This window comes from Pseudomonas sp. AFG_SD02_1510_Pfu_092 (genome assembly GCF_003331055.1).
GTDB lineage: Bacteria > Pseudomonadota > Gammaproteobacteria > Pseudomonadales > Pseudomonadaceae > Aquipseudomonas.
The window spans coordinates 1-23612 of record NZ_PUQD01000039.1 but is presented as its reverse complement, the minus strand read 5'-3'; the positions used below and the strand labels follow the sequence as shown (position 1 = coordinate 23612).

The 23612-nt window shown below is 62.8% G+C and carries 23 protein-coding genes and 1 pseudogene; 15 read left to right on the top strand and 9 right to left on the bottom strand.

Features of this window, described 5'->3' with window-relative positions:
• Positions 1–103: 103 nt before the first annotated feature.
• Positions 104–724, top strand: coding sequence for a dTMP kinase (locus C6A77_RS16715; protein ID WP_114170453.1), 621 nt, complete (start codon positions 104–106; stop codon positions 722–724).
• Positions 725–837: 113 nt separating this feature from the next.
• Positions 838–2214 (top strand): NtaA/DmoA family FMN-dependent monooxygenase, encoded by a 1377-nt coding sequence (locus tag C6A77_RS16710; RefSeq protein WP_114170452.1) that lies wholly within the window; start codon positions 838–840, stop codon positions 2212–2214.
• 41 nt (positions 2215–2255) lie between these two features.
• Here C6A77_RS16710 and C6A77_RS26005 read toward each other — a convergent pair whose 3' ends face one another.
• Positions 2256–2672 carry a hypothetical protein gene (locus C6A77_RS26005; RefSeq protein WP_241507434.1) on the bottom strand — a complete coding sequence of 139 codons (417 nt, stop codon included), beginning with the start codon at positions 2670–2672 and terminating at the stop codon, positions 2256–2258.
• Positions 2673–3495: 823 nt separating this feature from the next.
• On the opposite strand from C6A77_RS26005, the pseudogene C6A77_RS16700 reads away from it, so the two are divergent.
• The 4 genes and pseudogenes from C6A77_RS16700 to C6A77_RS25625 all read left to right on the top strand — a co-directional run.
• Positions 3496–3810, top strand: a pseudogene (locus tag C6A77_RS16700) (Lrp/AsnC family transcriptional regulator); the annotation flags it as partial.
• A 454-nt stretch (positions 3811–4264) separates the two neighbouring features.
• Entirely contained in the window at positions 4265–4534 is a 270-nt protein-coding gene (locus C6A77_RS16695) for a DUF3077 domain-containing protein (protein WP_114170451.1), read from the top strand.
• Between the two features lie 294 nt (positions 4535–4828).
• Positions 4829–5440: a class I SAM-dependent methyltransferase gene (locus tag C6A77_RS16690; RefSeq protein WP_114170450.1), complete on the top strand. Its 612-nt coding sequence runs from the start codon at positions 4829–4831 to the stop codon at positions 5438–5440.
• Positions 5441–5667: 227 nt separating this feature from the next.
• The gene (locus C6A77_RS25625; RefSeq protein ID WP_162604244.1) at positions 5668–5838 is read left to right on the top strand and encodes a hypothetical protein; all 171 of its coding nucleotides are present in this window, start codon (positions 5668–5670) and stop codon (positions 5836–5838) included.
• Positions 5839–5864: 26 nt separating this feature from the next.
• Here C6A77_RS25625 and C6A77_RS16685 read toward each other — a convergent pair whose 3' ends face one another.
• Both C6A77_RS16685 and C6A77_RS16680 read right to left on the bottom strand, forming a co-directional pair.
• Positions 5865–6134 carry a DUF6555 family protein gene (locus C6A77_RS16685; RefSeq protein ID WP_114170449.1) on the bottom strand — a complete coding sequence of 90 codons (270 nt, stop codon included), beginning with the start codon at positions 6132–6134 and terminating at the stop codon, positions 5865–5867.
• Positions 6135–6279: 145 nt separating this feature from the next.
• Positions 6280–6489, bottom strand: a complete 210-nt coding sequence (locus C6A77_RS16680) for a general stress protein (protein WP_114170448.1) — start codon at positions 6487–6489, stop codon at positions 6280–6282.
• A 262-nt stretch (positions 6490–6751) separates the two neighbouring features.
• Here C6A77_RS16680 and C6A77_RS16675 point away from each other — a divergent pair, with 262 nt between their 5' ends.
• Both C6A77_RS16675 and C6A77_RS16670 read left to right on the top strand, forming a co-directional pair.
• A complete protein-coding gene (locus tag C6A77_RS16675) occupies positions 6752–10888 on the top strand; it encodes a CheR family methyltransferase (protein WP_114170447.1) in 4137 nt (1378 codons plus the stop codon).
• Positions 10889–10978: 90 nt separating this feature from the next.
• Positions 10979–11377 carry an NUDIX domain-containing protein gene (locus C6A77_RS16670; RefSeq protein WP_114170446.1) on the top strand — a complete coding sequence of 133 codons (399 nt, stop codon included), beginning with the start codon at positions 10979–10981 and terminating at the stop codon, positions 11375–11377.
• A 33-nt stretch (positions 11378–11410) separates the two neighbouring features.
• Here the strand turns inward: C6A77_RS16670 and C6A77_RS16665 are convergent, their stop codons facing one another.
• Together C6A77_RS16665 and C6A77_RS16660 are read right to left on the bottom strand one after the other, a co-directional pair.
• Positions 11411–11962, bottom strand: a complete 552-nt coding sequence (locus C6A77_RS16665) for an ATP-dependent Clp protease proteolytic subunit (RefSeq protein WP_114170445.1) — start codon at positions 11960–11962, stop codon at positions 11411–11413.
• A gap of 50 nt (positions 11963–12012) precedes the next feature.
• Positions 12013–12399 (bottom strand): low affinity iron permease family protein, encoded by a 387-nt coding sequence (locus tag C6A77_RS16660; RefSeq protein WP_114170444.1) that lies wholly within the window; start codon positions 12397–12399, stop codon positions 12013–12015.
• Positions 12400–12589: 190 nt separating this feature from the next.
• On the opposite strand from C6A77_RS16660, the gene C6A77_RS16655 reads away from it, so the two are divergent.
• Genes C6A77_RS16655 through C6A77_RS16635 form a run of 5 tightly spaced genes read left to right on the top strand, consistent with a single transcriptional unit; the run spans position 12590 to position 16896 of the window.
• On the top strand, positions 12590–13507 hold the full coding sequence (locus C6A77_RS16655; protein WP_114170443.1) for a DUF72 domain-containing protein: 918 nt from the start codon (positions 12590–12592) through the stop codon (positions 13505–13507).
• Complete coding sequence (locus C6A77_RS16650; protein WP_114170442.1) at positions 13504–14289, top strand: endonuclease/exonuclease/phosphatase family protein; 786 nt, start codon at positions 13504–13506, stop codon at positions 14287–14289. Before C6A77_RS16655 ends, C6A77_RS16650 begins: the two co-directional genes overlap by 4 nt.
• Entirely contained in the window at positions 14286–15488 is a 1203-nt protein-coding gene (gene clsB, locus C6A77_RS16645; protein WP_114170441.1) for a cardiolipin synthase ClsB, read from the top strand. Before C6A77_RS16650 ends, clsB begins: the two co-directional genes overlap by 4 nt.
• The gene (locus C6A77_RS16640) at positions 15488–16435 is read left to right on the top strand and encodes a lysylphosphatidylglycerol synthase domain-containing protein (protein WP_114170440.1); all 948 of its coding nucleotides are present in this window, start codon (positions 15488–15490) and stop codon (positions 16433–16435) included. The genes clsB and C6A77_RS16640 overlap by 1 nt, the downstream gene beginning before the upstream one ends.
• Positions 16436–16467: 32 nt before the next feature.
• Complete coding sequence (locus C6A77_RS16635) at positions 16468–16896, top strand: hypothetical protein (RefSeq protein ID WP_114170476.1); 429 nt, start codon at positions 16468–16470, stop codon at positions 16894–16896.
• A 161-nt stretch (positions 16897–17057) separates the two neighbouring features.
• On the opposite strand, the gene C6A77_RS16630 is transcribed toward C6A77_RS16635, so the two are convergent.
• Together C6A77_RS16630 and C6A77_RS16625 are read right to left on the bottom strand one after the other, a co-directional pair.
• Complete coding sequence (locus C6A77_RS16630) at positions 17058–17282, bottom strand: metallothionein (RefSeq protein ID WP_114170439.1); 225 nt, start codon at positions 17280–17282, stop codon at positions 17058–17060.
• Positions 17279–17743, bottom strand: a complete 465-nt coding sequence (locus C6A77_RS16625; protein WP_114170438.1) for a phosphotransferase system, HPr-related protein — start codon at positions 17741–17743, stop codon at positions 17279–17281. Before C6A77_RS16625 ends, C6A77_RS16630 begins: the two co-directional genes overlap by 4 nt.
• A 146-nt stretch (positions 17744–17889) precedes the next feature.
• Here C6A77_RS16625 and ligD point away from each other — a divergent pair, with 146 nt between their 5' ends.
• Entirely contained in the window at positions 17890–20388 is a 2499-nt protein-coding gene (gene ligD, locus C6A77_RS16620) for a DNA ligase D (RefSeq protein ID WP_114170437.1), read from the top strand.
• A gap of 31 nt (positions 20389–20419) precedes the next feature.
• On the top strand, positions 20420–21175 hold the full coding sequence (locus C6A77_RS16615) for a PIG-L family deacetylase (RefSeq protein WP_114170436.1): 756 nt from the start codon (positions 20420–20422) through the stop codon (positions 21173–21175).
• Between the two features lie 404 nt (positions 21176–21579).
• Here the strand turns inward: C6A77_RS16615 and C6A77_RS16610 are convergent, their stop codons facing one another.
• Entirely contained in the window at positions 21580–22413 is an 834-nt protein-coding gene (locus C6A77_RS16610) for a Ku protein (protein ID WP_114170435.1), read from the bottom strand.
• A gap of 72 nt (positions 22414–22485) precedes the next feature.
• Entirely contained in the window at positions 22486–23391 is a 906-nt protein-coding gene (locus C6A77_RS16605; protein ID WP_114170434.1) for an SDR family oxidoreductase, read from the bottom strand.
• Positions 23392–23612: the final 221 nt, after the last annotated feature.

The following is a 23612-nucleotide window of genomic DNA, read 5'->3' as shown; positions in this document are numbered from 1 at the left end:
GCTTTTACAGCCTGGGATACAAATGTGCTCCTGGCAGGCAGCCCTTGCTGCCATGCCACCACCAGTGGTCTCATCCCGCGCCTGAACCGACTGGTATTGAACAATGAACCGCCCGCTGTTTGTTTCCATCGACGGGCCCAAGGGCACCGGCAAGACCACGCTGCTCGAGGCCGTCACCAAAGCCCTGAGGGCTGGCCAGCACAAAGTCATCCGGCTTAGCGAAAAGAACTGCGACCCCGGCCGGGGCGAAACCATGGCCCTGGTCAACCAGCTCGCCCGGCACCCGTCGCAAGCGCTGGAGTACCGCGTGTGCGAGCGCTTTGCCGAAAGCCGCGCCCGGATTTCCCGGCAGGTGCTGCCCAGGCAGCCGGCCGACAGCATCATCCTGATCGATCGCTGGTACCCGTCTGACGCCGCATTTCGCCGGTCTGTGCCGTTCGATGAAATCTTGCGGCTGAACATCGAGCGACAGGTACAGGTGCCGGACCTGCACATCGGGGTGGTGACCGCGCCCGCTACCTCATGGGCAAGGGCGGCGGCACGAACGCGCGGGTTGGGCAGTACGGTCATCCAGAGCCTGGACGAGCAGGTGGCGTGCACCGAGGCCTTCGAACGTGCGGTCGCGGCGCATGGCTGGGTGCTGTGCCGCAATGAAGGGCCGATCGAGGTGGCTACCAGGCAGGTGGTGGCCGAGATCGACAGGGTGTGGCGATCGTTTCGCTGAAAAGGCAGGGGCCGCTATAGCTTGGCGACACAAGCTTATGCAATATCGATAGTTCAAAACGTTTTTATATTGCTATTAACTATTAAAAACTTTTGCCTATCGAGTATTCGTCAATGTCCGACCCAAAGCCTCTATTGTTTGCCCTCTACGAACAGGCCAGTGTCGGCTGTGGGGGCGCACCGAGCCTCTGGACTCATCCGGCTGACGAGCGCCTGGCGGCCAACACCTTCGGGTTCTGGGCCAACCAGGCCCGTATCGCTGATCAGGCTGGCCTCGACATGCTGTTCTTTGCCGATGTGCTGGGTTTCTACGATGTGTATGGCGGTAATGCCGAGGCCGCGGTGAAGTGGGCCGTCGAGGCGCCCGCCAACGACCCGCTGATGATCATCCCGGGGCTGGCTGCCATCACTCGGCAGCTGGCCTTCGGCGCGACCGTTTCCACCACTTACGAACACCCGTTCACCCACGCCCGGCGGTTCAGCACGCTCGACCACATGACCGATGGCAGAATCGGCTGGAATATCGTCACTTCCTATCTGTCCAGCGCCGCGCGCAATTTCGGCCTGGACGAGATGATCCGGCATGACGACCGCTATGAGCGCGCCGAGGAATTCATGGATGTGGTCTACAAGCTTTGGGAAGGCAGCTGGGCGGACGATGCGGTCGCGGCCGACAAGGCGCGCCAGGTGTACGCCCAGGGTGAGCGGGTCAAGCCTGTCGATCACAGCGGCGAACGCTATCGGGTGGCCGGGCCGCATCTCTGCGCGCCGTCGCCACAGCGTACGCCGTTGCTGATTCAGGCCGGCTGGTCGGGTAGGGGGCGCGAGTTCGCAGCCAAACATGCCGAGCTGATATTCATCGCCAAGTCCGACCCCGAGGAAATCCGCCAGGGCCTGGAACAGATCTGGTCGATGGCCGAGGCCCGTGGGCGCAGCCGGGGTGATGTGCAGTCGTTGACGGTGCTGCGGATCGTCACCGCCAAAACCGAGATCGAGGCGCAGCGAAAGTACGACGCGCTGCAAAGCCACTATCACCTGGAAGCCCAATTGGTCAGCTATGCCGGTGATACCGGCTTCGACCTCAGCCGTTATGCCGACAGTGATGCCCTGTCGAACCATACCGAAGGCCTGACCTCGTACATGTTGCGCCCGGATGGCAGCGGCAAGCCGTTGACTGCCGGGGACGTCAGGAAGCGCTTCGCCAACGTGACCCGGGGCACCGACCTGATTCTGGTCGGCACGCCGCAGCAGGTAGCCGACCGCATTGAGGAACATGCGCGCATTTCCGCTACCAGTGGCTACATGCTCAACCCCTTGACCAGCCCCGGCACGCTGGAAGATTTCGTCGAACTGGTCATACCGGAACTCAAGAAGCGTGGGCTGTTCAGAAGCCAGGCGCAGACCGGGAGCTTGCGCTCCCGATTGAGAGCGGACGGCGCCAGCCGCCTGCCGTCGAGCGCGTATGCCGCGTCATTTCGTTGGCCCAGTTGACCGACCCGGTTCGGGGCGACTGGTAGTCGCCCCTGTTGCGCTCAAGGGTGGTCCTTGAGGGTTTCGAAAGCTTTCGCCCGCTTGACCAGGCTTTTCTTGATGGCAGAGTCGGCACTGCCGAACAGGAAGGAGAAGTCCGAGGCCAAGGCGGGGTCGCCGGCAATCGTCGCGTACTGATGGCACTGGTTGCAGTCATCACCCTGCACGTAGGTTTCCAGGGTGGTGTTGGCCACCGGCACGTTGCCCTGGCTGATGAACGGCCCGTACGACAGTGGCACTTGCGCGTTGGCGCCCGGTTCCGGGCTGGGCGGGTTGGGCGCGAGCGTCCAGAGCACGTTGATCAGCTTGTAGTACTGGAATACCGATTGGCCCTGGCTGTGCTGCGCGAAGTTGGCTTGCACCGCGCTGTTGAGCGCTTGCAGGTCGCCGGGCACGAGGTGTTCGCGGGTGGTCTGCACCGGCTGGTCGCGCGGAAAGCGGTCGCTGCAGCCCTGGTCGGGATGGTGTTGCTGGCACTGGATACGCGGCTGGTTCGGTGTGCACTCCGGCCCGCTGCCACAGGCGGGGTTGTTGAAGGCGAAACCGTTCGGCGGGGGTTTGCTGCGGCGGGGCCTGATCCGCTTCGGGCACGTTGTCGACCTGCTCGAAGGTGGTCCAGATGAAGTTGGGCGAAGCCTGGGTCTTGTTGATGATATGCAGGCCTACCAGGCCAACCACTTCCTGGCTGCAGGCCAGGGTGTCGGGGCGTTTGAGCCAGGCGACGGTGGTCAGGTAGCGCCCGAACAGCTCGGGTTTGCCGGTCAGCACCCGCCAGGCAGCCTTGAGCTCGATCGCCCCCAGTTGTTCCTGCGGGAGCGGGGCGGGCGGCAGCGAGCGCATCGGTTCGCCGGCGGGCAGCGACAGCCCCTGCGGGGACTTGCCGTCCTGGTTTTGCGCGACCTTCAACTGGTTGGCGGCATCAAAGAGGCCGTTGTCGACGATGTAGTCGAATTCGGCCTTGCCCACCTTGCGCTCGAAAAACACCAGGTTGCCCGACTGGTCTGTCAGCCAGCCGCCAGACGCCTCCATGAACGGGTCGGGGCTGGACGCCAGCGTGCCGCTGGACAGGTGGAAGCCGTGCAACACGTTGATCGCGCTCTTGGAGGTGGCGTTCAGGAACTTGCGCGCGCCGACCTTGAATGCCTTGAGGCTACCCTGGGGGCTGCAATTGGCCGGCACCAGGGTTTGCACGCCCCAGCCGCTGGGCGTGGGCGCGCCGGGCAGGAAGATGTCGTTGGCATCCTGGGCATTCAGGTGACGGCGTTCTTTCTGGTCAAGCTGGACCGCGACAGCAACGACATCGACCGCAAGATGCAGCACATCCTGGCCAGCCACCCGGAGATTCAGGACTGTTACCTGATGACGGGCGAGTTCGATTTCGTCATGGTGGCCAAGTTTCGCGATACCATTGAATACACCGACTATATCTACCGGTTTCTCGATACTTACCGGGAGATACCGATTCGTACGTATTCGTCGACCTTGGCGGTGCGGACGGTGAAGAAGTCGTATGAGTTGCCGCTGGGGGGAGGGCTGCAGCGGGCGGTTGATGCGTGATCCGGTGCGGCTGACTGGCGTCTTGTTGGCTGGAAAAATCAGACTTTGTCGCTTTCTTGTAGGGCATTTCCCAAAGATACTGTTACCGCCTATTTTCCGTTGCGAGTGCCTTGTCGGGGTTTTAGTCTGGGCCGTCGCTGCTCATCAGCGACACGGCTTTGACGGGCCGTAACGGTATGTAGGATGTGCAGCGCTTAAATGGCGGCTGCGTGTGGGGCACGCTTGCGTGCGCCGGAACTTCCTATGTCCGCCGGTCTGTCAACCCACACACAGCTGCCACCCAACCTGTTTGACGGCGGGATCGGTGCAGCCCATTTGGAGATATAGGAATGCTGAAAATGGTCCCCGATCCACCCCAAGGCCTTCATGCCCTCAAAGGCATATCCATCCCGGGCTGGACTTGTCACCAGCGAAGCTGTCCGCCCAGGTGCTTGACGATCAGGGAAATGAACCAATGACTACTGACGAATCGACCGAGAAAACCACGGTAGGCAAGACTACGTTCTACCAAGGTGAAAACCAGACCCATCCGTTGTTTCGTATCGAAGCCGGGATTCCTTGCAAGAGCGCTCGGGAGCAGTCTTCGGAGTTGATGGGGTATGTGCGGGAACTGACGATCGTCGGGTTGATGGACGAGAAACCGATGATGATCTGGGCTGCACATTATCTTAGCGCGTTGGCGAAGGCGCTAATGGATGATGCTGAGTTGGGGATGATGCACTGAGTTGGTTGCAACTTGTGGCGGTACGCACAGTGCGGCCGCCTCTAATCGCTGCCATTTGAAAAAGGATCGACCCAGTGGCTTGTTACTGCTGACTTTAAGGCACGGTGGGTGACTGAACATGGCTTAGGGGCAGTGACAAATATAAACGCACCCAACGCAATATATAATTTAACATAATACTCATTATCCGCAGTTTCGTATTTTCTTCTAGATGCCTACCCAGGGTACATTTCGCGCTATGGTCCCCCTCAAAGCGTGCTCCGCAAACCCCAATCCAAGGACTGCCCCGAACCAATGGCCAGCCATCCATCTGCAGACCAGATCATCAACCTCTACGACCGCCACGCGACGACCTGGGACATCCTGCGTACCGATCATTTCATCGACCGTAAATGGATCGACCGCTTCTGTACGCAGCTACCTGCGCGTGCAACCGTTCTCGACCTGGGCTGTGGTTCTGGCCAACCTGTAGCGCGTCATCTGATCGAAGCCGGCGCGTCCGTTATGGGTGTAGATTCCTCTACGCACATGCTCGCTCTATGTCGCGAGCGGTTTCCTGCACAGCAATGGATTCACGCAGACATGCGCTCGCTTGCGCTCGATCGCCAGTTCGACGCGATCCTGGCCTGGAACAGCTTTTTCCACCTAAAGCCCGAAGACCAGCGCCGGATGTTCCCGATATTCCAGCGCCATGCCGCACCGGGTGCATTATTGATGTTCACCAGTGGTCCTTCACATGGCGAGGCTTTGGGGGTATTCGAAGGCGAAACGCTGTATCACGCGAGCCTGGATCAACAGGAGTACACCGCACAGCTGCATGACCATGGCTTCGAGGTGCTGGATCACATCGTCGAGGATGCGGAATGTGGCGGCCAGACGGTCTGGCTGGCGCGTCGCCTGCCCTGATTGTTATGCACTTTAGCTATAACTACGCTAAATAGTTATTTAGCGTAGTTATATAAAAGCCTATCTGTGACCCACCTGCCATTGGTCGGCATCTGCCTGAACGCGAATGATCAGCCCTCGCCTCGCGGGGTTCAGATGCAGTGAGAGGTGGTCAACGGCGTAGCCTCTCACTCCTGTGTTGGCCCGCCTGCCAGGCGGGCCTTTTTTACCAAGCGGAGGCTGAGCACATGAACGATAAACAATGGCTGGGCGGTGGGAACGTAGAGGATGACTGGCCGGAACTTGAGCCAGACAGTCGTAACGACCAGGTGGACGACCCCGACGCCGACCCCAACCTGACGGATGATGACCAGAACCGCCCTGGGGTCCCCGCCAGCGATCCCGAATCAGGGGCCTGAGCGGTCAGCGCAATATATAGGCAGGTTCAGACTGTTGTGGCCGGGTCGCCCACGGATTGGCCAGGCTTGCTACCGGACACCCGCCAGCTGACATCCGTCACCCCATAGCGCTCCGCCATGGGTTTGCTCACCTTGCGTAACTTTTCGCGGCCAAACTTGGGAATGATGCCGATGCCCGCGTCGCAGCTCGCCCAATGCCACGCTTCGGCATTGTCCAGGCGTTCCAGGCGGATGATGAAGCTGCGCGGTTTGCCATGTAACCGGTAGTCGATGATGTACAACTGCGGATTAGGCATCGCGTGGCCCTCCTCTTTTCCATGGATGACTGGGTGATTGAGTCGGGCGCGCTGCGAAAGATTCAAAAAAAGTGAAAAGATTCGCATGAGCGGTGGCCCGGTGGGTTTTCCCGCCAGGCCACCGCTGCTGGTTTACGCCACTGGCTTACTGGTTGCGACCGCCGCCGTGGCTGTTCTGGCCGCCCTTGCGGCCTGCTTCCGAGGCGCGTTCCCGGTCATTGGCGAAATTGCCGCCGGAGGCCTGGCCACCCTTCTGTCCAGCGCGGGACGCCTTTTCACGGTCGTTGGCGAAATTGCCCGGGTTGGTTTCCTTGGTGCCGCCACGTTGGCTGGTTTGATCTTGATCGCGAGCCATGTCGTTTCTCCTTGCGGTTGGAAAGATAGGCACGGTGCTGTGCCGTGCCTTTACTCCGAACCCGCGCCGACGGATTGCGCTCACTCCAAGCCTGGGTTTACGGACGAGTGGCGCCAAATGACCAACAAGTCGCAAATTTGCGCGCTGCCCTTTGGGGCGTCGTCAAACGCTCGCGAATGCGTGTTCGGCCTGCCTATAATGGGCTTTCACAAGCCCGGCGATGCGTCGATGGGCAGTCTGTCAGTCTGTATAAGGCAACGCCATGAAGTCGACTGCTACCCAGCCCGCTTCGCCGCAGAATCCGCACTTGAGCCCAAGCCATCTGGACTTTCCGGTCGTCGGTATAGGCGCCTCGGCAGGTGGGCTGGAAGCCATCTGTACGCTGTTCCGGCAGATGCCGGCAGACTCCGGCATGGCCTTCGTCATCGTGCTGCACCTGTCCCCCGATCACCAGAGCGTGGCCGACCGCATCATTCAGGAAACCACCGCCATGCCGGTACGGCAGGTGACCGAGCCGGTGCCGATCGAACGCAACCATGTCTATGTGATTTCTCCGGCCAATCGCCTGTCGACCAACGACGGTTATCTGCGGGTAACCCCTGCCAACCGGCGCCGCGGCGACCATGTGGCCATCGACCTGTTCTTCCGCGACCTGGCGGATGTGCACAAGGACCACGCCTTTTGCGTGGTGCTGTCCGGTACCGGTGCCGATGGCGCGGTCGGGCTGTCACGGATCAAGGAACAAGGTGGTGTCACGCTGGTACAGGCGCCAGACGACGCGCAGTACGACAGCATGCCGCGCGCCGCTATCGACACCGGCATGGTCGACATCATCCTGCCGGTCGCCGAAATCCCGCAAAAATTGCTCGAACTCTGGCACAACGCCCTGCGGGTGAAGCTGCCGCGCATCGATGACGATACCCTGCCCCCTGCCCTGGGCACCCGGGCCGGCGACCCACAGGCCTCCGAACCGTTGCTCGAAGAGATCCTCCTGCAACTGCGCAGTGCCACCGGCCACGACTTTCAGCATTACAAGCGCGCAACCGTGCTGCGCCGCATCGAGCGCCGTTTGCATGTGACCGGGCAGGCCGACCTTCGTGGCTACCTGCGCTACCTGGAAGACCACGGCGAAGAAGCCGCCGCGCTGCTGGCCGACATGTTGATCGGCGTTACCAACTTTTTCCGCGACCGTGAGGCATTCGAGGCGCTGGAGCGGCATGTACTGCCACAGCTGGTCAGCGAACCCGAGCCGGAAGGCACCGGTGAAATACGCATCTGGTCCGCCGGTTGCTCCACGGGCGAGGAAGCCTACAGCCTGGCCATGCTTGCCTGCGAGCAACTTGCCGTGGAACAGCGCGTCAGCAAGGTGCAGGTGTTTGCTACCGACCTGGATGAACGTGCCATCGCCATTGCCCGGGGCGGCTCGTATACCGAGGCGATCGTCACCGACGTACCGCCTTCGCGGCTGCGCCAGTTCTTCGTCAAGGAAGACCAGCATTACCGGGTACGCAAGGAAATTCGCGAAAAGGTCCTGTTCGCCCGGCACAACCTGTTGTCTGATCCGCCCTTTTCGCAGATCAGCCTCATCGTCTGCCGTAACCTGCTGATCTACCTGGACCGCGAGATCCAGCAGGACATCCTGCAGATGTTTCATTTCGCTTTGCGCCCCGGCGGCTATCTGTTCCTGGGTGCGTCCGAGTCTGCCGACCTGGCCGGCGAGTTGTTCGCCGTGGTCGACAAGCGCAACCGCATCTACCGTGCCCGCGATGTCAGCGCCGCCGGTCGCCGCTCGGGCCGTCAGTTGTCCGGGCCGGACGTCGCCACTGCCCCGCAGCCTGCACGAGACAAGAGCAAACCCGGCCGCAAGCCCGCCTACGCCGAGGCGCACCACAGGGCCCTGGCCCGTCGCACCCCGCCTAGCCTGATCATCGACGGCGAAGGCACCATCCTGCACCTGAGTGAAGGCGTCGGGCGGTTCATGCAGCTGGCGGGTGGCGAGCTCAGCCGTAACCTGTTGAACCTGGTGCTGCCGAACCTGCGCCTGGCCCTGCGCAGCACCCTGTTCCAGGCGCGCCAGGGCACTGCGGCCGTGACCTCCCGGCCGGTCGACCTGGGCGAAGGCGCCGAGCGGGTTCAGGTCGAGATCACCGTGCAACCGCACAAGGATGAAGTCAGCGCTGGCGAATACCTGCTGGTGGTGTTCGAAGAGCGCGCCCCCGACCCGTCCCTGCCCGTCGCCGGGTCGATTCGGCAGACCGAAAGCATGGTCCTGAACAACCTGGAACGCGAGCTGCAGCGTACCCGCCTGCAGCTGCAGGAAACCATCGAGCAGTCGGAAATTTCCAGTGAAGAGCTGACCGCCTCCAACGAAGAGATGCAGGCGATCAACGAAGAGCTGCGCTCTGCCAGCGAGGAGCTGGAAACCAGCAAAGAAGAGCTGCAGTCGATCAACGAAGAGCTGCTGACCGTCAATTACGAGCTGAAGAACAAGGTCGAGGAAACCGACAAGGTCAACGACTACCTCAGCAACCTGATCGCCAGCACCGACATCGCCACGGTGTTCGTCGACCGCAACCTGCACATTCGCTGGTTCACCCCGCGGGCCACCGACCTGTTCAACATGCTGCCGGTCGACACCGGCCGCTCGCTGCTCGATATCACCCATCGGCTGCATTACCCCGCGCTGGCCGAAGACGCCCGCGCCGTGGCCCAGGGGGAACACATCATCGAGCGCGAGATCGGCGGGCTCGACCAGCACTGGTATCTGGCGCGGCTGCTGCCGTACCGCTCGAGCGAGCAGGAAATCGACGGTACGGTGTTGACGTTCATCGACATCAGCAAGAGCCGCGCTGCAGAAGAACGGGTGCGCCTGGGCGAGGAACGCATGCGCGTGGTGGCGGAAAGTACCCATGATTTCGCCATCATCCTGCTCGATGAACAGGGCCTGATCACCGACTGGAACACCGGTGCCACGTTGATTTTCGGCTACGCCAAGGCGGACGTGCTGGGCCAGCACTACCGTTTGATCTTCACCGAGCAGGACCGCGAACAGGGCGTCCCCGAGCGGGAGCTGCATGATGCCCGGGTCAATGATCGCAGCCAGGACGAGCGCTGGCACGTGCGCAAGGATGGCAGCCGGTTCTACTCCAGCGGCGAGATATCGCGGCTCAAGGGCAACACCCTGCGCGGCTTCGTGAAAATCGCCCGCGACCTTACCGGGCACAAGCGCCTGCATGACGAACAGAGCAAGAAACTGGCCGAGTCGCAGAGCACCAGCCACATGAAGGACGAATTCTTCGCCATCATGTCGCACGAACTCAAGCATCCGCTCAACCTGATCCAGCTCAATGCAGAAATTCTCCGGCGCCTGCCTGCCATTTCCCACATCGCCGCAGCGAGCAAGGCGGTGGGCACCATTCGCGAAGCGGTCAGCAGCCAGGCGCGCATCATCGATGACCTGCTGGATGTCGCGCGCATTCGTACCGGCAAGCTCAAGCTCAAGACTGAACCGGTGGATGTCTGTGCCATCCTGCAAGCCATTCATGCCTTGGTGCTGAGCGAACAACCGGTGTGCAGTGTGGCGCTCGAACTGCCGGCCGATGGGCTGCCATTGATCATCGACGGCGACAGCACCCGGCTGGAGCAGGTGGTGTGGAACCTGCTGAACAACGCGATCAAATTCAGCCCGGTGGACGGGCTGATCCGGCTGGTGCTGAGCCATGATGATGAACAGGTTGTGCTGCGCGTCATCGACCAGGGCGTCGGGCTGTCTGCCGACAGCCTGGAGCACATCTTCGACCTGTTCAGCCAGGCCGCGCCGCAATCGGGCAATCATCCACGCGAGGGGCTGGGTATCGGCCTGTCGCTGGTGCGCCAACTGGTAGAAGCCCATGGCGGCACTGTCAGTGCCCATTCGGCCGGCATCGGCCAGGGCTGCACATTCACCGTCGGCCTGCCCCTGTCCGCCACCAGCCAGCGGCCGAGCGCAGCGCCGGCCGAGTTGGAACAGGACGGTCGGCTCAGCGGTATTCGTGTACTGCTGGTCGATGATTCGGTGGATGTGCTGGAGGTGATGCAGCAATTGCTGGAAATGGAGTGTGCCGAGGTCAGCGCGTTCAGCGACCCGCGTCAGGCGCTGGAAGCTGCGGCGCAAGGCAGTTATGACATCATCCTGTCTGACATCGGCATGCCGGTGATGGACGGCCACGCCCTGATCAAAGCCCTGCGCGGCCTGAGCCACTTGCAACACACGCCGGCCATCGCGTTGACCGGCTATGGCGCCAGCGCCGATCAGCACAAGTCGCGCCAGTCGGGGTTCGATCGGCACTTGAACAAGCCGGTCGGTTACGACGAACTGGTCGAAGCGATCGAAACCCTGCATGGCTCGGTGCCCTACTGACCGGCCATCTGCCTCACTTTTATCAAACACAACGTTCATTGCGCTTCTGGTGACTAATTCGTTATAGGAATAGCGTCACCAGGAGTCGTCATGAAGCAGCACAAAGCACGCGCCACCGTCATTTGCCGCCACGGCAAGCACGCCCACAAATGGCTTTGGGTCAGGAAGAGCAACGCCGCGTGGACCTTGCCTGGTGGCAAGGTCGAGGCGGGTGAGACGCCGGCCCAGGCGGCCGAGCGCGAGTTGCTGGAAGAAACCGGGCTGCGCGCCGAGTCCCTGACCCTGTTGATGCGCCACGAAAACGCCGCGCGCATGCACTACGTGTTCGAAGCCGAATTCGCAGACGCGCCCCACCCCACTGCCCTGCACGAAATTGCCGACTGCTGCTTCGCCCATGTCGACCAGGTGCCGGTGCTCAAGGATGAGATCAAATTGCTGATCCGTTCGCTGCTGGCCTGCGACCGGGCGATAGCCGCGTCCATTCGCTAGGTTGCGGGCGCGGCTGAAGCCCACAGGGATGGGTCAGGCGTGCACGCTCCACTGGCAGGCATCCGCCTCGATCGGCATCTCGTCGACCGCATGGATCATGCCGCTTTCCAGCGCTTCGCGCGGGCTCAGAATGCGCGGATACGCCATCAGGTAACGCGGCACATCCAGCACATCAGTGCTGCCTTCGGTACGTTCGGCCACGATCTGCGCATACAGGCGCAAGTCGTAGTCCAGGCTCATGGCATATTCGGCCATGCGCGAATGGTCCACCGAGCCATGCAGCGTCCAGTGAAACGGGTGGAACAGGAATTTGCTGTGGGCACAGGCCGTGCGCCGCTCGCCGGCCAGGAACAGGATGTTGCCCATCGACTCGACGGTGCCCAGGTTGTGCGTGTGCAGGGCAATCGGCAGCCCGCGCAGGTAGTTGTACAACGTGAAACCGTAGCTGCATTCGCCGCCCATGGTGGCGATGTTCAGCTGCAGCAGCTCGGCGCCCTGCTGCATGGCTTTCGAGCAGGTGCCGATGAGGTTGCCACAGGTGGATGAATTGATCGGGCCGGTGAAGTGAATGATGTGTCTGGCCATGCGTTCCTCCAGGAGATTGCGGTATTCCTTCCAGTGAAATGGGCAGGCTTTCAGTCAGCGGGCGGGTCCCGGCGGCCGTCGCGGTCCTCGTCGCGCTCGCCCATGCGTTGGTACTGCTTGCGCAGCGCATGCAGTTCGGCGGGGTCCATGTCTTCCAGGTCGAGCAGCGCCTTGTGCGCACGTTTGGTGGTGCGCAGCAGTTCGTCGATCTTGATGTGCAGTTCGTCGTTGTCGCGGTTCTGGGTGTTCTGGATCAGAAACACCATCAGAAAAGTGATGATGGTGGTCGATGTGTTGATCACCAGCTGCCAAGTGTCGTTGTAGTCGAACAGTGGCCCGGTCACGGCCCAGGTCACGATCACCAGAAACGCGATGGCGAAGCTCAGCGGGCGGCCGGTCCAGTTCGCCAGCCATTGCGCGAAACGGTCGAATTTCATGGCGTCGCTCCTCACCGTCGGCACTGCCAGGGCAGCGTACACCGCCCTCGGTCTGCTAAAGGGTGGAATCGCACACGGCGGCAAAGTTCAATCCGACGCCGGGCGCGCCGTCGATCAATCTTGCTTGAACCCTTGCCCGCCTGTACCGGTCGCAAATGATGAACCGTGCAACAAGGAACGAGGAGGCAGCGTGAGCGAAGTGCGCATTGGCATTTCAGGATGGCGCTATGGCCCCTGGCGCAAGGACTTCTACCCCAAGGGCTTACCCCAGGACGACGAGCTGGCGTTTGCCTCGCGGGCGGTGAATACCATCGAGATCAACGGCTCGTTCTACAGCCTGCAGACGCCGCAGCGCTATCGCGACTGGGCCGGGGCAACCCCTGACGATTTCGTTTTTTCGGTCAAAGCGCCCCGCTACATCACCCACATCCGCCGGCTGAAGAACATCGAACAGCCGCTGGCCAATTTTTTTGCCTCGGGGCCGCTGCTGTTGGGAGACAAGCTCGGGCCGTTCCTCTGGCAGTTTCCGCCCAACATGAAGTTCGATGAGGCCCTGTTCGCCGCGTTTCTCGACCTGCTGCCCCATGACCGCGCGTCCGCACGGCAATGTGCCGAAGGTTGCGCCGAGCGCTTGCAGGGTAACGGCGGCACTGCCATCGAGGGTAATCAGCGCCTGCGCCATGCGGTGGAAATACGCCATGAAAGCTTCCTGTGCGACGCCTTCGTCAAGCTGCTGCGCAAGCATCGGGTCGCCCTGGTGGTTGCCGACAGCGCCGGCAAATGGCCGTACGTGGAAGACGTCACCGCCGACTTCGTGTACATGCGCCTGCACGGCGATGTCGAGCTGTACAGCAGCGGCTATACCTCGCGCGCACTGCGCCGCTGGAAACAACGCATTTTGCACTGGAGCCAAGGCACCCAGGCCGACGATGCCCACTTGATCGTGCCAGGCCCGCCGCCGCAGCGGGCGTCCCGCGATGTGTACTGCTACTTCGACAATGACCAGAAAGTGCACGCCCCCTATGACGCCCGTCGCCTGCTGGAAAAGCTCCACCTCGATCATGACTTGATGACCGAGCCGGGCGTTGCGCCGGAGGTAGAGCTGTGAACAGGACCTTGCCCACGCCGCGCTGCATCATCGACAAGATCACCGCCGTGCATCGGCTGAACGTGCTTACCCTCAACGTGCACAAGGGTTTCACTTTCTTCAACCGGCGTTTCATCCTGCCCGAACTGCGTGAAGCGGTGCGTGCCACAGGTGCCGACCTGGTGTTTTTGCAGGAAGTGCACGGCAGCCACCAGCAGCACGCCATCCGACACCCCGCCTGGCCGGACGCCCCGCAATACGAATTTCTCGCCGACAGCATGTGGCCGCAGTTCGCCTACGGGCGCAACGCGGTCTACCCCCATGGCGACCATGGCAATGCCCTGCTGTCGAAATTCCCCATCACCCGTTTCGACAACCTCGATGTGTCGGTACAGGGCAACGAGCAACGTGGCCTGCTGCACTGCCAGCTGGAAGTGCCGGGCCATGAGCAGGTGCATGCCGTGTGCGTGCACCTTGGCCTGCGCGAGGCACACCGGCAGAGCCAGGTGAAGCTGCTGCTGGAGCTGCTCGACCGCCTGCCGGCCAACGCGCCGGTGATCATTGCCGGCGACTTCAATGACTGGCGGCTGAAGGCGGATGCGGTGCTGTCGCAGCGCCTGGTCGAAGCCTTCGGCGAGCGCTTCGGCACCCCTGCGCGCAGCTTCCCGGCCCGCCTGCCGCTGTTGCGGCTAGACCGCATCTATGTGCGCAATGCCATGCCCGGCAAGGCCCAGGTGCTGTCGAACTACCCGTGGTCGCATCTGTCCGACCACGCTCCACTGGCTGCGGAGATTGCGCTGTGAGAAGACCTTGGGTGGATGGCAACAGCGTCGAGCTGTTGATCAACGGTGAGGCGTTTTACCCGCGCGTTTTCGAGGCTATCGGCCAGGCGCGGGAAGAAGTGCTGCTGGAAACCTTCATCATCTTCGATGACAAGGTCGGCCAACAGCTGCAGCGGGTGTTGATCGATGCGGCACGTCGCGGCGTACGGGTCGAGGTGGTGGCCGATGGCTACGGTACGGCCGACCTGCCAAGCGATTTCATCGCCGCGATGACCGATGCCGGGGTCAGTTTCCACCTGTTCGACCCCCAGCCACGGCTGGCCGGCATGCGCACCAACCTGTTCCGCCGCCTGCACCGCAAGATCGTGGTCATCGACGGTGAGCGGGCGTTTGTTGGCGGGATCAATTACAGCGCTGACCATCTGGGTGATTTCGGGTCAATGGCCAAGCAGGACTATGCCGTCGAAGTCACCGGCCCGGTGGTGGCTCAAGTGCATGCCGTCAGCCGTCGGCTGATGTCGCCGGTGCTCGAGCCGCCCAGCGAGGTGCGCCCGGTCACCGACCCTACCGGCACGATCACCGCGGTGCTGGTCGAGCGCGACAATGGCCAGCGCAGTACCGCCATCGAAGCGTATTACCTGGAAGCCCTGCGCAGCGCCCGCCGACGCATCGTGGTCGCCAACGCCTATTTCTTCCCGGGGTACCGGCTGCTGCGCGAGCTGCGCAACGCGGCCCGCCGCGGGGTCGAGGTGACCTTGATCATGCAGGGCCAGCCAGACATGCGCTGGGTACGCGCACTTTCCCGGCTGCTGTACAACTACCTGCTGCGCGACGGTGTGCGCATTCGCGAGTACTGCCAACGGCCATTGCACGGCAAGGTTGCCCTGGTGGATGACGAATGGGCCACCGTCGGCTCCAGCAATCTCGACCCATTGAGCCTGTCGTTCAACCTCGAGGCCAACCTGTTCATCCGCGATCGCGCGTTCACCCAGCAACTGCACCAGCACCTGCAGAGCCTGGCCAGCGAGCACTGCAAGCCGGTCACCCTGGCCCGCATGGTCCGCGGCTACTGGTGGCGGGCACCGCTGATCTTCCTGTGTTTCCACGTCATCCGCCATTTCCCGCGCATCGCCGGCTGGTTACCCGCCCACCGCAAGCGCCTGAAAACGGCGCAAGCGGACATCGCGACGCAAGGCAACCTGCACGAGGGCAATACCTGATGGAGCGAAAGCGTTGGCATACCTGGGCCAAGCGCCTGTTCACCCTGCTGTTCCTGATCCTGATTCCGCTGCTGCTGTTCATGCTCGCGCGCAACCTGGACTGGAACGAAGTGCGCCAGTCGTTGTTCGCCTACAAGCCGGGCAGCTTGGCGATCGGCATGGGCATGGCGCTGTGCAGTTTCCTGATCTTTGCCAGTTATGACCTGCTCGCACGCACCTACACCGGCCACCAGCTGCCAGCGCGGCAAGTGCTGCCGGTGGCATTCGTGTGCTATGCCTTCAACCTCAATTTCACCACCTGGGTAGGCGGTGTGGCCTTGCGCTACCGGCTGTACAGCCGGCTTGGCCTGGATACGCCGACCATCACCCGCATCCTCACCCTCGGCCTGCTGACCAACTGGATGGGTTACATGCTGCTGGCCGGCAGCGTGTTCGCCTTGCGCCTGGTGGAGCTGCCGGCCAACTGGGCGGTAGGCACCGGCGGGTTGCAGCTGATCGGTTTCCTGTTACTGGCCATCGCCATCGGTTACCTGCTGGCCTGCGGCCTGGCGAAAAAGCGGACCTGGACGTGGCGTGAGCATGAATTGACCTTGCCGTCGCTGCGCCTGGCGCTATGCCAGGTTGCCCTCGGCGCCAGCAACTGGGCGATGATGGCGTTGCTGATCTATTGGCTACTGCCGGATGAGGCGTTCTACCCCTCGATTCTCGGCATTTTGCTGATCAGTTGCGTGGCGGGTGTGGTGGCGCACATTCCGGCCGGGCTGGGGGTACTGGAAACCGTATTCCTCGGCTTGCTGCACGGGCAGATCGGCCAGGGCAGCCTGGTCGCGGCGCTGCTGGCCTATCGCACGCTGTACTACCTGATTCCGCTGGTACTTGCAGTGATCACTTACCTGGTGCTGGAGAAGCGCGCCAAGGCCATGCGCCGACGCGAAAAACCGGCATGAACATGAAGCGGCCCGCGGGCCGGGAGGTGGCCATGCGTTGCTCGGTAATGACATTGATGCTGGTGAGCCTGGTCAGCGGCGAGGTCTGGGCCGAGGCCTGTGATGTGATGACCCGCTCGTCCAGCGAAGCGGTAAAACCGGTGGAGCAACACACCTGTTACACCTACGGCAACATGCCCCCTGAGGCGATTAATTGGTCGTGCAGTAACGAAAGCAAGGACATGCTCAGTTCAGAGAAACACAAGGTGGCCCGCTGCGCCGATGGCAGCGTGGGCAGTTGCATTGCCCCACTGACCCAGGAAGCGCTGGCCAACCCCAAGGCGGGCGGTAATGACCAGCCCTCTACCCGCCCGAACCTGCCGAAGGATGCACGAGTCGTGACCTACTACTACGACACCCCAAGCCTTGGCCAGGCCCGGACGGACTGCGAGCGCAGTAACGGCATCTGGCAGACGCACTGAGCCACCGCAGGAAGGCGGGCTGTAAACCTGTAGGAGCGGCTTTAGCCGCGAAGAATCCAGCGCGGTGCATGGCACCGGCTACGCCGGTGTTCGCGGGTAAACCCGCTCCCACAGGTTGCAGGGGCAGTTGCGCAAGCTATTTCAGGCAGCTGCCCCAGCGATCATGGCGAGATCGGGTCACTCGCCGGGAAGGTTTCATCCAAGGCATTGTCCACATTGGTTTCCTTGGGCTGCACGGCCTGTGCGCAGTTGCAGCCTGGCATGCGGCAAGGCTCGCCATTGCGGTGCCCGCTGGCGCAGGCTTCACAGCAATAGGCCTTGCCACCCTGTGGCGCGGCGTCCACCGTGCAGCTGCATTCGCTGCAGGCGCATCGTAATTCGCTCATCGCTTGCCCTCCTCGTCGTCCTCGACCACATCGTCGCTCCACGGCTGGCCATCCAGCGGCGCGGAACGTGCCAGCTCGGCTTCGTCGAGACCGATACCCCCACCGATCTCCTCGGCATCGACGTGGCGCAAGGCCTTGTCCGCCGGGCCGCCATGGCCCGGCTCGTGCGGGTCACGGGCGCCGGTCTCGTCGAGCAAGGTGTCCGGGCTGAGGTCGTCATAGGTGACGTTGTCCTCGTGCAGGCTGTCGCTCAGCGCCTCGCCACCGGTCATGCCGCTTTCTGCCACCCGGCGGGCGGGGAACTCCTCGGCAACTTCCCGGGCCGGCCGCTCATCTCCCACCCGCCCCTCGCGATCATCCAGGCGATCACTGAAGTCCAGCTCATGCACACTGCCCATGCGGTCTTCGGTGTCGTCGATCTCGGTCGGTGTGTAGGGTTTGCGATCATCAGGTGTGGACATGGATTGTCTCCATCAGTTGGCTTACTCATGGTCGACTGCGCCACGCCACGGAAGATTCAGAGTTTCTCCGCACCAGCGTGTTTTTTTGAACTCCCCTGCCCCGGCCGCCTCCCAACGATAAGACCGCGAACCGCCGGGAGCCTGCCATGGCCAAGCCCCTTGAGGAATATGCGCGCAAGCGCGATTTCAATGCCACGCCCGAGCCCAGTGGCAAGCACACGCGCGCCAAACGCGCGCATGCGCTGCAGTTCTGCATCCAGAAGCACGATGCCAGCCACCTGCACTACGACTTCCGCCTGGAGCTGGACGGTACGCTGAAAAGCTGGGCCATTCCGAAAGGGCCGTCCCTCGACCCGAAGGTGCGCCGGCTGGCCGTGCATGTCGAGGACCACCCCCTGGACTACGCCGATTTCGAAGGCCACATCCCCGAAGGCCACTATGGCGCCGGCGACGTGATTGTCTGGGACCGCGGCATCTGGGAGCCAGAGGGCGATGCCCGCGAAGCCTACGCCAAAGGCAAGCTGCGCTTTCGCCTGCAGGGCGAGAAGCTCAGCGGCGTATGGAACCTGTTCCGCACCCACCTGGCCGGCAAGAAGGAGCAATGGATGCTGGTCAAGTCCCACGACAGCCAGGCGCGCAGCGAAAGCGAATACAGCATTGTCGATGCACAGCCAGACAGCGTGATCAGTGATCGCACCCTGTTACCCAAAAACCGCCCTGCACAAGCGGCCAAACCCAGGCCCACTACCAGCAAGCGCAAGGGCACTGGTAAAGCGGCGCCGTTGCCCGAGCAACTGCAACCGCAGCTGGCGACGCTGGTCGACTCGCCACCCAGCGGCGACTGGCGCTATGAAGTGAAGTTCGACGGCTACCGCATCCTGGCGCGCATCGACGGCGATGACATCCGCCTGTTTACCCGCAATGGTCACGACTGGAGCGCGAAAATGCCGCGCCAGGTGGCGGCCTTACGTCAGCTGGGGGTCGACTCGGCATGGCTCGATGGTGAGATGGTGGTGAACAACACACAGGGCGTCGCCGATTTTCAGGCGCTGCAGAACGCCTTCGACACCGACCACGACGAACAGATCACCTACTACCTGTTCGACTTGCTGTTTCTTGGCGGCCGCGACTTGCGCCAGGTGCCGCTGCAGGACCGGCGCGAAGCGCTGCGCCAGTTGCTCGAACACAACCAGGCCGACAACCTGCTGTTTTCCGCAGACTTCGATCAGCCCGTCGATTCGCTGCTGGACAGTGCCTGCCGCCTTGACCTTGAAGGCCTGATCGGCAAGCGCGTGGACAGCGTCTACAGTGGCCGGCGCAGTGCCGACTGGGTCAAGCTCAAATGCAAGAAACGCCAGGAGTTCGTGATCGTCGGCTTCACCGACCCGAAAGGCAGCCGCAGCGGTTTCGGCGCCCTGCTGTTGGCGCTGCACGACAACGACAGCGGCGAGCTGCGTTACGCCGGCAAGGTCGGCACCGGGTTCAGCACCACCACCCTGGGCAGTATCCATGCCCGGCTCAAACCGCTCGAAATCGCCAAGCCCGCCCTGGCCAGGCCGCCCACCGGGGCAGAGGCACGCGGCGTGCACTGGCTCAAGCCAAACCTGCTGGCCGAAGTCGCCTATGCGCAAATGACCCGGGAAGGCATCGTCCGCCATTCGGTATTTCACGGTTTGCGCGACGACAAACCTGCCACAGCCATCGACCTGGAGCGTGCCATGCCCGCCAAGACCGTGCCGAAAACCCGCCAAGCCAAGGCTGCTGACGACTTCGGTGATCTGCGCCTGACCCACCCGGACCGGGTCATCGATGCCAGCAGCGGCATCACCAAGCGCGACGTGGCGCACTATTACGCCGAAGTCAGCCAGTGGATCCTGCCGCAGCTCAAGGACCGCCCCGTGGCGCTGGTGCGCGCCCCTGACGGGCTGGCGGGCGAGCTGTTCTTCCAGAAAAACGCCGGCCAGCTGCACATCCCCAATGTGCTCAGTTATGACAAAGCCGAGGCAGGCCAGGCGGCGATGGTGATCAATCGCCCGGACACGCTGCTGGGTGCCGTGCAGATGAACATGCTCGAACTTCACACCTGGAATGGCACCGACAAGGATTTCGACAAGCCCGACCGTTTTGTCCTCGACCTCGACCCTGACCCCGCCCTGCCCTGGAAAGCCATGCTCGAAGCCACCCAGCTGACCCTTACCCTGCTCGACGAGCTCGGTTTGAAGGTGTTTCTGAAAACCAGCGGCGGCAAAGGCATCCATCTGGTCGTGCCGCTGACCCGCAAAGCCGACTGGGACGAGGTGAAGGACTTCAGCCACGCCATCGTCAATTACCTGGCCAAGCTGTTCCCGGACCGTCTCAGCGCGGTATCCGGGCCGAAGAACCGCGTCGGGCGCATCTTCATCGACTACCTGCGCAACGGCAAAGGCGCCACCACCGCTTGCGCCTATTCGCTGCGCGCGCGCGAGGGGTTGCCGGTTTCGGTACCGATCTGGCGTGAAGAACTGACCCAGCTCAAGGGTGCCAATCAGTGGAACATCAGCAACCTGGGGGAACGCCTGGCAGAGGTCGACGACCCTTGGGCGGGCATGAGCAAGGTGCGCCAGTCGATCACCGCGCGCATGCGCAAGCAGCTGGGCCTCAAATGACCGTGCAAGGGCGAATGGAAGCGTGGCAGCCATGAACGAAAGCCTGATTCAGCCCGGTGCGGGCACACCGTGGGCAGCCTGGCAGCATTCCGCGCACCTGGCGCGCGCCACCTGGCTCGACCGTCGCCAACTGTGCCCGCCTGGGCGGCGCCTGGTGCTGATAGCGCCCCACCCGGACGACGAAATACTCATGGCCGGCGGGCTGCTGGCCGATTTCAAGGGACGCGAACAGGACCTGGTGTTGATTTCCGCCACTGACGGCGAAGCCAGCCACCCTGGCTCCGGCGAGTGGACGCAGCACCGCCTGCGGCGCAAACGGCCTCAGGAAAGCCGCCTGGCCTTGCAGCAGCTGGCGCTGGATACCAGCAAGCTGGACTGGCGCCGGCTCAATCTCAGGGACGGTCAATTGCCCCGGGAGGAGGCGTTTCTGGCCCGCCACCTTGCCCAGCTGCTGAAACCCGATGACCTGTTGCTGGCCACCTGGCGCGGGGATGGCCATTGCGACAACGAAGCCGTCGGCCGCGCTGCTGCGTACGCTGCAGCGGCGCGTCAGGTGCAATTGGCGGAAGTACCGGTATGGGCGTGGCACTGGGCGCAGCCGGACGACCCGCGTTTGCCCTGGCCCCGCGCGCACCGCCTGCAGCTGGACGAAGGCCAGCTGGCGCGCAAACGCCAGGCCTTGGCCGCGCATGCCAGCCAGCTGGAGCCGGACGGCGACAACCCGCCTGCATTGCCGGGTAATTTGCTCGAGTGCCTGCTGCAGCCGTTCGAATTGATGTTTCTTTGACCCGGGGCGAGCCTGCCAAACCTGCCATTCATCACCGGCGCAGCCAATGCCACCACCGCGCCGCCTGCTTCGCGGGTGAACCCGCTCCCACAAAGTACGACGCAGGCCCGGGGCTTACACTGCACCTGTGGGAGCGGCCGTGGCCGCGAATACCGGCGAAGCCGGTGCCATCCACCGCGTCGCCTGCTTCGCGGGCACGCCCGCTCCCACAGGGACGAGGCAGGCAGGGCATTAAACTGTGGAAGCGGCTTTAGCCGCGAACACCGGCGAAGCCGGTGCCATCCACCGCGCTGCCTGCTTCGCGGGCACGCCCGCTCCCACAGGGACGAGGCAGGCAGGGAACTAAACTGTGGGAGCGGCTTTAGCCGCGAACACCGGCGCAGCCGGTGCCATACATGCGGCGGCTATGACGCCTTGCGGGTCTTCTTCGCCGGTTTCTTCTCGGGCTTCTTGCCCCCCAGGCTGCGCTTGAGCAGTTCGGTAAGGTCGAGAATGTCCGCACTCTTTTCCGTGCCGGCAGCCTCGCCCTGCTCGACCGTCTCGATCTTGCCCTTGCTGGCCTTCTCTTCCACCAGGTCAAGAATGGTCTGGCGGAAAGCATCGTGGTACTCACCCGGGGTCCAGGCACCGGTCATGTCCTCGACCAGCCGTTTGGCCATGTCCAGCTCGCGCTTGTCCACCTTGGCTTCGGTAACGCTGCTGTCCAGCTCCAAAGTGTCCAGCCCGCGCACCTCCTCCGGCCAGCGCAGGGTAATCATGACCAGCGCATCGTCCAGCGGGCGCAGCAATGCCAGGTGCTGACGGGTATGCAATACCACCGTGGCCAACGCCACCTTGCCGGTGCTGGCCAAGGTTTCGCGCAGCAACGCGTAGACCTTGCCGCCGCGCCGGTCCGGGCTGAGGTAATACGGCGTGTCGAAATGCTGCAGGGGGATATCGCCGGCCTCGACGAAGGAAAAGATATCGATGGTCTGCGTGGCCTCGGGCCGGGCCTTGCGGATCTCTTCCTCGCTGATCACCACATAACGGCCCTTTTCGAACTCCACGCCCTTGACGATGTTTTCCTTGTCGATGTCCTTGCCGGTAACCTTGTTCACCCGCTTGTAGCCCACCGGCTCCATGCTGCGCTTGTCCAGCCAGTCGAAATCGACCCGCTCGGTACGCACCGCCGTATTGAGCGCAACGGGGATGTGCACCAGGCCGAAACTGATGGCGCCTTTCCAGATTGCCCGAGCCATGAGCTGCTCCCAAGGTTACCTGTCGATACCTGAAATGACTGCGCCAGGCGGCAAAGGTTTAGCCGCCGCGCCCTACGGCAGCGGGTTGCCGCCGGTCACACCGAACACTTCACCGGTGATGTAGCTGGACTCCTGACTGGCCAGCAACACGTAGACCGGCGCGCACTCGGCGGGCTGCCCCGGGCGCTTCATCGGCGTTTGCGAGCCGAACTCGGGGATTTTCTCTGGTGGCTGGCCACCGCTGGGCTGCAACACGGTCCAGATCGGCCCGGGGGCGACCGCATTCACCCGGATACCGCGCTCGATCACCTGCTTGGCCAAGGCCTTGGTGAACGCCACGATCGCTGCCTTGGTGGTGGCATAGTCGAGCAAGGTGGCCGATGGCTGGTAGGACTGAATCGAGGCGGTGTTGATGATGGTGGCGCCAGCCGGCATCAGCGGCACGGCAGCCTGGCATAGCCAGAACAATGCGTAGACGTTGGTCTTGAGGGTGTGATCGAACTGCTCGTGACTGATCTGGCTGATGTCCTTGCGCGCTTCCTGCTTGCCCGCGACGTTGACCAGGATGTCGAGGCCGCCAAGCTGTTCATGGGCCTGCTCGACCAGTTCCTTGCAGAAGTTCTCGTCCTTGAGGTCGCCGGCAATGGCCACCACCTTGCGGCCTTCGGCTTCGATCAGCTTTATCACTTCGCGGGCATCGGGCTGTTCGATGGGCAGGTAGTTCAAGGCGATATCGGCCCCCTCGCGGGCAAAGGCGATGGCCACTGCCCGGCCGATGCCGGAATCCGCGCCGGTGATCAGCGCTTTGCGCCCGGCCAGGCGGCCGAAGCCTTTGTAAGAGGTTTCACCGTGATCGGGCTTGGGTTGCATGTTGGCATCCAGGCCCGGCGCTGGCTGGCCCTGGGCCGGAAATGGCGGGTGCGGGTATTGGGTCAGCGGGTTCTGCATGCTGAACTGGTCATGGGGCTTGTTGGGCATGGGGAGCACTCCTCTGTGAAACCAGTGGTGCCTTCACGGGCAAGCCCGCGAAGGCCCTGTTACCGGTTTCGAGGCAACGCCTCCCGCGATGGTTGTGTTCAACTTGCCCGGGCCCCCCCCCCCCGGGACCCCCAAAGAGGGCGGCCCACCCGGGGGGGAGGAAAATTTTAAAGGGGGCGCGAGCGGAAGGGGGGGGCAGGGGGGGAGGGGGGGGCGGGGGG